Annotated in this window: 6 protein-coding genes and 1 pseudogene; 1 reads left to right on the top strand and 6 read right to left on the bottom strand. The window is 65.8% G+C overall.

The genetic code is table 11. The features are described from left to right. The first annotated feature begins 29 nt into the window (after nucleotides 1-29). Nucleotides 30-284: a helix-turn-helix domain-containing protein gene (locus tag ACIQ42_RS15815; RefSeq protein ID WP_397423206.1), complete on the top strand. Its 255-nt coding sequence runs from the start codon at nucleotides 30-32 to the stop codon at nucleotides 282-284. A 114-nt stretch (nucleotides 285-398) separates the two neighbouring features. On the opposite strand, the gene ACIQ42_RS15810 is transcribed toward ACIQ42_RS15815, so the two are convergent. The 6 genes and pseudogenes from ACIQ42_RS15810 to ACIQ42_RS15785 all read right to left on the bottom strand — a co-directional run. Further along, the gene (locus ACIQ42_RS15810; RefSeq protein WP_397423205.1) at nucleotides 399-785 is read right to left on the bottom strand and encodes a helix-turn-helix domain-containing protein; all 387 of its coding nucleotides are present in this window, start codon (nucleotides 783-785) and stop codon (nucleotides 399-401) included. Nucleotides 786-816: 31 nt separating this feature from the next. Next, on the bottom strand, nucleotides 817-1,131 hold the full coding sequence (locus ACIQ42_RS15805) for a hypothetical protein (protein ID WP_397423204.1): 315 nt from the start codon (nucleotides 1,129-1,131) through the stop codon (nucleotides 817-819). A gap of 438 nt (nucleotides 1,132-1,569) precedes the next feature. Then, nucleotides 1,570-2,967 (bottom strand): amidohydrolase family protein, encoded by a 1,398-nt coding sequence (locus tag ACIQ42_RS15800; RefSeq protein WP_397423203.1) that lies wholly within the window; start codon nucleotides 2,965-2,967, stop codon nucleotides 1,570-1,572. Beyond that, nucleotides 2,964-3,986, bottom strand: a complete 1,023-nt coding sequence (locus ACIQ42_RS15795) for a CoA transferase (protein ID WP_397423202.1) — start codon at nucleotides 3,984-3,986, stop codon at nucleotides 2,964-2,966. Before ACIQ42_RS15795 ends, ACIQ42_RS15800 begins: the two co-directional genes overlap by 4 nt. Next, a complete protein-coding gene (locus tag ACIQ42_RS15790; protein WP_397423201.1) occupies nucleotides 3,983-4,960 on the bottom strand; it encodes an enoyl-CoA hydratase/isomerase family protein in 978 nt (325 codons plus the stop codon). Before ACIQ42_RS15790 ends, ACIQ42_RS15795 begins: the two co-directional genes overlap by 4 nt. Continuing rightward, nucleotides 4,957-5,169, bottom strand: a pseudogene (locus ACIQ42_RS15785) (hypothetical protein); the annotation flags it as partial. The gene ACIQ42_RS15790 and the pseudogene ACIQ42_RS15785, both read right to left, overlap by 4 nt.

The raw sequence follows: 5,169 nt of genomic DNA, 5'->3' as shown, positions 1-5,169 counted from the left end.
GGCTGTCTCAGCACAGTTGAGCCGAAGTCGTGCGGCGGGTTGAGGCGGAACAGCCGCCGAAGGCCGTGGCCACGGCCTTCGGCGTCGACGTCAAGACGGTCGCCAAGTGGGTGAAGCCGTTCGCGGCGGAGGGTCTTGCGGGCCTGTCGGATCGTCCAGGAGCAGGAGGATCGTCGCGCAATGGAGCCCATATCCTGGCCGCCGCGCCCTTGAGGTTCATGGCGCCGGAATTGACGAGCACGAGTTGTTTGGGGAACCGCACGTTAAGGTCGCTGTCAGCGTGAACGGCCCCGATCATCTTGCGTTCGGCCGTGGTCGGCGTCGCGCCGAAAGCCGTTGCGCCCACAAGTAGCCCGGCGACGAGTACCGTCGCGGCAATCGTATCAGGGCCAAAGCCGTCAGATCGGTTGGCTACGGAGGCTTCGCACGAATTCCACGAGCGCTGAACGCGAAACGCCCTTGGGCAGGACGGCATAGGCCTTCAGAAGTTCCAGCGCGCCAGGTTCGGCCAGCAATGCGGCCACTTCATCGACGGCGCCGCTGTTTGCAGTGGATTCCCCGAACATCTCGGCCACGGGGACGTCGAGGGTCTTGGCGATACGAGTCAGCATCGAGGCGCTGACGCGGTTGGCGCCGCGCTCGTACTTCTGGATCTGCTGGAATGTCACGCCGGCAGCCTCTGCCAGGGCTTGCTGCGATAATCCCCGCACTTTCCGCAACAAACGGATCCGCGCGCCAACGGCGACATCGATGGGGTCCGCTACGGTCTCGGGTTTGTTCGCCATGTGGTCCAGGTCTCCTGAATTCTGGACAAATCTACCGGGTCTGCTCGGCCTGATCGTCCACCGGCGGCACAAGGCTATCCTGCGCGACCGGCCTGTCTGATATCGTGTAGCAGGCCTCAGCGATTACGATTCCAACCGCACGCCGCAAGGGCGCAAAGGCCGGGACATCCCGCTCAAGCTGGATCAGCTCTTCCTCGTACGGAGACAGAAGCTCCAGAAGGTTTTGCGCCAAACGCCTACTGTACTCCGGGTCTTGAATCATCGCGTTCCCTTTAAAATTTAAATTGACCATCGCGCGGCGCAACGCAAGCAACCGTAACGCGCGTTCGCAAAAGAAGCGACCCATTGACGCATCTGGCAAGGTGGCGGGGCCGGGGTGCGGCCAAAAAAAATGGCCGCACCCGGAGGCGCGGCCAAGTCATTAGGGAGGAAACGCCCAAATGGGCAAGACCGATATGCCCTTTTGCTGCACTGCACGCAAGTCACGAAATGCGCGGGTTCTGAAATAGTTTGTCACTGGCGAGCCGATGTCGCGCCAGATCGATGGAGAGTACAAATGAAGGGCGCATGTCGTTTCAGTCGAAGATTGTGACGATTTTGCGATTTTTGAGCGAGATTCGATTACGCGGCCTGGCCTTTCCAGAATTTCTTGCCGCGCAAGGCAGTGTTGGCGACTTGACCGCCAGATCCCGAGATCCACGCACTGTCTTCAGTCGTGCATCACGTTGATGTTGCGATGCGGGAACATAAGGAATCCTTGCTCCGTGTCAGCACGGCCTGGAAATCACGCTGGCTCAGTTAGATATTCCAGTCGGCCGTCAATGATGGTCGCCCGCACGCCATCGGCCCGGGGGGCGCTCATGACCTCGTGGAGGGGCCGCTTCAGCAGACAGAGGTCTGCAGCATCGCCCACCCTGATGATTCGGCCGCCCCGTCCGGGACGCCCGGGCTCATCGAGATAGAGCGCCAAGGCCGCTGGGCCAGTAACAACCTCGCCTTGCCCCAGTTGCCGGCCGTCCCGGCTGCGACGATCCATGGCGGCGGCCATGCCAAGCCATGGATCGGGCGATGCATAGGGAGCATCCGAGCTACCGGCCACAGGCACACCCGCCGCCTGTAAACTCGCGCAGCGGTAGAGATCGTCGAGATCAACCGGATCGACTTCGCTGAGATAGCGATCGCCACGTTCTCGAATGAAGGCGGACTGGGTGACGACGGTGAGCTTCAGGGCTACCAACTGATCAATCGCCGCGCGCGGAACGACACTGCCGTGCTCGATCCGATCCCCCGGCAAGGAACCTGCCGCCTCGAATGCTGCCAGGCTCAGCGCCAGCTCAGCGGCGGTTACGCAATGGACAGCGACGTTTCGGCCCCAGGACCGGGCGCTGGCGATCCGGTTCAGAAAGTCGTCGAACTCCGGCAAGGCGTGATCGTCCAGCAGCACCTTGACCGGCCCGAGTGCGAAGGCGGCATCGGTCGGCGCCGTCAGTTCGCCCCCGCTCATCAGGGTCAGGCGTTGCGGCAGGTCTCCGGTCCGGTGGGCCTGGGCAAGGCGGCCGGCGGCGTCTGCGTCGGTCGTTACGCTGGCGTCGGTGACAGAGGTAATCCCATAGGCCGCAAGCATTTTACCGATCGGCGCGAGGCGCGGCGGCTCCGCGCCGATGCGCGCCCGCAGCCAGGCGTCCTCCCGCCACAGGCGCCCGGTGGAGCAGCCTTGGCCATCCAGCTCAAGTCCGGGTGGAGACGCTCCACCGCTGACGCTCTCCAAAGCCAGGCTGTTCAATATCCAGAGCGACCCTGTTTGATGCTGGACGCGCAGGCGGTGTCGCGGCGCCAGCCGATCCAGATCGTCGCGACTAAGGTCACCGGCCATGGCCTCATGATAGCCCGTCACCCGCACCCAGGCGCCCTCGCCCCGTAAGGCCAGCGCCGCCGATATCCGCGCCTGAAAGCTGGACGGGCCGCTCACGCCGTCGAGCACCACGGTATCCGCCAGAGCCGCCAGCCCAAACAGATGGATGTGATGATCACAGAGCCCCGGAATCAGCGCGCCGTACCGCCCGTCCAGTTCCTGGCTGGCGCGCGCGAGGTGATGTCCGATCCCGACGATACGACCATCTTCGATCCGGACGTCCTGCCGCGGGCCACCGCCAATCTCGACATTGCGGATCAGCAAACTCATGCGGCCGCCTTGCGGATACTCAGGGCGGCGACGGCAGCCATTCGCGCCAGCGCCACGTCGACGAGCACTCCGCCACCGGCCTCCAGTCCGCGCAGGGCGCCGATCGCCGCCGCGAGTCCCGTTACCGGATCGGCCAAGGCATCGCCCAGGAAGCGCGGGGCGCCCCCCGGCGTCCAGCGAACCAGCCCGCCAGCCGCCGCAGCGTCATCGCCAAAGGCGACCCGGTCGGCGGCGGCGCCGCGCCATCCGTAGCCTGTAATCGCCACCCAGATGAACCCCGGCTTGGCGGCAAAAACCTCGTCGGGGTTTATGCCCAGTCCGCTAAACGCGCGCGGCCTGGCGCTGGTGATGAGGATATCGGCATCCTGGATCGCGGCCTTGAGGCTGGCGCGACCTTCCGGGGTCTCGAAATCCAGGCTGGTCTGTTGCTTGGCCCCGTTCAGTCGCTGGAAGAACTCAGGGGTTGAGATACGCGTGGGATCGGGCCTGCGCAGACTCTCGATCCTGAGCACCCGGGCGCCCATCGCGGCCAGGATCGCGCCGCAGAGCGGACCAGCCCAAAGCGCGGAGAGGTCAACGACCTTCGGCAGGCCAGACGTTTGACAGGCGACCGCGCCGAGGCGTTGTGGCGGCGCATCCGGACCGTCGACCATAATCTCGCCCACTGCCGCCGCCGGCAGTCCCAGCCGGGCGGCGCTGGCGACAAGTTCGGCGCAGGTCACACGTCGGGCATAAAGGGACACCGACACCCAGGGTGCCGTCCCGAAATCGCAGCCCAGCCAGGCCGGGATCAGATCGTGGTCCTCATCCCGCGCCAGGTTCAGCGCCATCCAGCCATCAGACGCGCGAAACATCCGGCACGCGCCGTTGGGCGAGCGGCTTCCCGGAGGGCCGAGCTCCAGTTGGCCCCTGCGATCCAGCACGCCGAGGCTCCCGGCGTCGACCCGTTGGCCGAGGCGGGCCGTCAGGTCCAGAATCTCTGCGGACTGCCGGCCCATGAATGATGCAAAGGGGCTCATGTGATCTCGGCGTCCACGAGCCCCCAATCCAGCGCGGTGGCCAGATCGATGGGAGCGCCGGAGATCGCCATGTACGCGGCGCGATGACGACCGATGCGGCGGGGAATGGACGCCGTGCCGCCGGCGCCCGGTATCAGTCCCATGGAAACCTCCGGCAGCCGGCACACGGTTCCGGCCCGCGCCGTCACCCGAGCGGCAGCGGCGGGGACTTCAATACCAGCGCCGATACAATCGCCGTGCAGCTGAACGGTCAGGCGCTCGCCCAGCGCTCTCACGAGGCTCGCCGGGGATCGAAGCGTACGGATCAGGTGCGCCTCGGCCGGGTCGGAGGCCTTGCCGAACTCGTTCAGATCTCCGCCGGTACTGAAGGCGCAGCCCACCCCGCTCAGGGCGACAGGCGGTGCGTCGGGGTGCACGCGGGCAAAGTCCAGCGCCTCGCAAAGGGCGTCACGCATGGCGGCGTCGAAGGCGTTTCGCGCAGCGGGGCGATTGAGGCAGATTGAGAGTGTCCCGCGATCCATCGCCATCAGAACCCGCGGCTCCGGGTCTACGCGCTCTCGAGCTGGCCTTGAAGCCCGCCAGCTCTGAAACCCTCGAGAATGCAGCAATGTCGAATAGGCCAGGGATTCCAGCTGCAACGCCTGGCCGAAGTCGAGCGCGAGGGTCATGCGCAGTATCTGGGCGGCGACCCCGGCCGCTGCGGGCTGAGCGGCGACCCGCGCCTCAAGATCGGCGATCACAGCGTCAAGTCGGTCCGATGCGACGCCCGTCCAGGGGCGGGGCGGGTCGGGGGCTACGCTGAGCAGGATATCGAACGCTTCCAGGCCGCTCGAGGGCAGCGCCCCCCCCCGATGTACCCCCACCTGAACCTGACCGCTTTCGGCGACGGGCCATTCGCGCCGTTGTTCGAGTTCCGTCACACGACATCCCGCGCCCTCCAGCGCGATCAGGTCGGAGATGAGGTCGGTGGTCACCGGGCGGTGGCGGGCCTGACAACACCCGCCATCTCGACCTTCAACTGGCGCCGCAGGAGCTTACCCGTATCGTTGTACGGAAGCGCATCACGCAGTTCCCAGACTTCGGGGGTCTTGGTGGACCGCAATCGGGCGCGGACCCAATCGGCCAGCGCCTCGGGCGCCGTGCTTGCGGTTTTCAGCACAACAGCGGCGGCAACGCGCTCACC

Origin of the sequence: Phenylobacterium sp. (genome assembly GCF_044372605.1) — a bacterium.
Classification (GTDB): domain Bacteria; phylum Pseudomonadota; class Alphaproteobacteria; order Caulobacterales; family Caulobacteraceae; genus Phenylobacterium.
Note: the sequence above shows the minus strand (reverse complement) of the source record. Positions and strands in the feature narration are given on the sequence as shown.